We start from the raw sequence: 2,355 nt of genomic DNA on the forward strand, positions 1-2,355 counted from the left end.
AATAAAGGCACAATAGTTATTATTGGCATAGCTTAAGCGATCGTCATGCAGGGACACTGAACGTGGACCTTTATCCAAATCACCAAACCAACCAAAAATTTGTGGACGGTATTTTGATGGCATTTTATTCTCCTTTTATTTATTCTTCATGAAATTGGTTGCTGATTCGGTTAATGATGAGAGGAATTTCGCCATCATCTTGTCCATTAGGGCAGATATTGATTTGATAGTTATTTATTAGATCATAAGCAAAGGTGCCCGCTACCCAAGTTATCAGCGTTAGATCACTACCTGGCTGGTTAGAATCAGTTTTTTTCACTTCAATTTTTTCAATATCGGTAAAATTAGATTGCCATACCGCTTTACCCATGCTTGCCAAACTGCAACGGCTTTTGGGCTATTGCGTTATATTGTGCCGTTGTTTAATTTCGGCGAGCTCTTCTAATGATGTGGCATTAAATGCTTCTACCATCCATTCGGGCCAGCCTTGGCCGTCAATCCTATGGGCTTTAAATCCCGCCTCTTGATCTGACTTATATTCACCATCATCAATATTGGCAACATCACAAAAAAACATAAAACTATTGATCCATCCCCAAACAAATGTACTACCAGCGCCTGCTCGGGCAGGATCTAGCATGATATGATCAATCACTTGATGCGTATCGGGTTGGCACACCATTAACACAGTCGAGCTTAAAGCATTACGCGACATATTATGGATAATAACACCATGCAAATCATCCCAATCATACTCTTTTATTCGGCGTTTTTTCGGTTGTAAAAATACTGCAGGATGGCGTAAAAACTTAAAGTTAAAAAAGTAACTTTCGTTAACATAGACTTTACCCGTTTTACGGTTAAATATAATGGGGCTACCACGGCGAGAAAAAACGTTTTGGTAGAGCTCTGGAAGAGCATATGAATAGATAACAAATGAACTTAATAACATACCAAATAATACTATAAAAAAAACCTTTAATTCAGATTTTTTTAGTAATATTGAAAAAAAATCAAAACTAAAAAAGACTAAGACCATAAACATTAAAATTAATGATATAGATAAACACAAATAAAGAATCTGATCAGAAGGAATCTTTCGAATAAAGGCACAGTAGTTATTATTGGCATAACTTAAGCGACGATCATGCAGGGGTACACTATAAGGACCTTTATCCAGATCACCAAACCAACCAAAAATTTGTGGACGGTATTTTGATGGCATTTTATTCTCCTTTTATTTATTCTTCATGAAATTGGTTACTGATTCGGTTAATGATGAGCGGAATTTCGCCATCATCTTGTCCATTAGGGCAGATATTGATTTGATAGTTATTTATTAGATCATAAGCAAAGGTACCCGCTACCCAGGTTATCAGCGTTAGATCACTACCTGGCTGGTTAGAATCGGTTTTTTTTACTTCAATTTTTTCAATATCGGTAAAATTAGATTGCCATACCGCTTTGCCCATGCTTGCCAAACTGCAATGGCTTTTGGGCTATTGCGTTATATTGTGCCGTTGTTTAATTTCGGCGAGCTCTTCTAATGATGTGGCATTAAATGCTTCTACCATCCATTCAGGCCAGCCTTGGCCGTCAATCCTATGGGCTTTAAATTCCGCCTCTTGATCTGATCGGTATTCACCATCATCAATATTGGCTGATTTATAATACACCATAAAACTATTGATCCATCCCCAAACAAATGTACTACCAGCGCCTGCTCGGGCAGGATCTAGCATGATATGATCAATCACTTGATGCGTACCGGGTTGGCACACCATTAACACAGTCGAGCTTAAAGCATTACGCGACATATTATGGATAATAACACCATGCAAATCATCCCAATCATATTCTTTTATTCGGCGTTTTTTCGGTTGTAAAAATACTGCAGGATGGCGTAAAAACTTAAAGTTAAAAAAGTAACTTTCGTTAACATAGACTTTACCCGTTTTACGGTTAAATATAATGGGGCTACCACGGCGAGAAAAAACGTTTTGGTAGAGCTCTGGAAGAGCATATGAATAGATAACAAATGAACTTAATAACATACCAAATAATACTATAAAAAAAACCTTTAATTCAGATTTTTTTAGTAATATTGAAAAAAAATCAAAACTAAAAAAGACTAAGACCATAAACATTAAAATTAATGATATAGATAAACACAAATAAAGAATCTGATCAGAAGGAATCTTTCGAATAAAGGCACAGTAGTTATTATTGGCATAACTTAAGCGACGATCATGCAGGGGTACACTATAAGGACCTTTATCCAGATCACCAAACCAACCAAAAATTTGTGGACGGTATTTTGATGGCATTTTATTCTCCTTTTATTTATTCTTCATG

General features: G+C 36.2%; 4 protein-coding genes. All 4 read right to left on the reverse strand.

The window, feature by feature from the left end:
- Nucleotides 1–139: 139 nt before the first annotated feature.
- From A9G47_RS02960 to A9G47_RS02975, 4 genes are read right to left on the reverse strand one after another with little or no spacing between them, the layout of a single operon-like run.
- Complete coding sequence (locus tag A9G47_RS02960) at nt 140–370, reverse strand: hypothetical protein (protein ID WP_065642119.1); 231 nt, start codon at nt 368–370, stop codon at nt 140–142.
- Between the two features lie 27 nt (nt 371–397).
- Nucleotides 398–1,225: a DUF6708 domain-containing protein gene (locus tag A9G47_RS02965; protein ID WP_065642120.1), complete on the reverse strand. Its 828-nt coding sequence runs from the start codon at nt 1,223–1,225 to the stop codon at nt 398–400.
- Between the two features lie 16 nt (nt 1,226–1,241).
- Nucleotides 1,242–1,472 (reverse strand): hypothetical protein, encoded by a 231-nt coding sequence (locus tag A9G47_RS02970; protein WP_065642119.1) that lies wholly within the window; start codon nt 1,470–1,472, stop codon nt 1,242–1,244.
- A 27-nt stretch (nt 1,473–1,499) separates the two neighbouring features.
- Entirely contained in the window at nt 1,500–2,327 is an 828-nt protein-coding gene (locus A9G47_RS02975; protein WP_065642121.1) for a DUF6708 domain-containing protein, read from the reverse strand.
- Between the last annotated feature and the right edge of the window lie 28 nt (nt 2,328–2,355).

Source organism: Gilliamella sp. WF3-4 (assembly GCF_001690275.1).
Classification (GTDB): Bacteria; Pseudomonadota; Gammaproteobacteria; order Enterobacterales; family Orbaceae; genus Gilliamella; species Gilliamella apicola_C.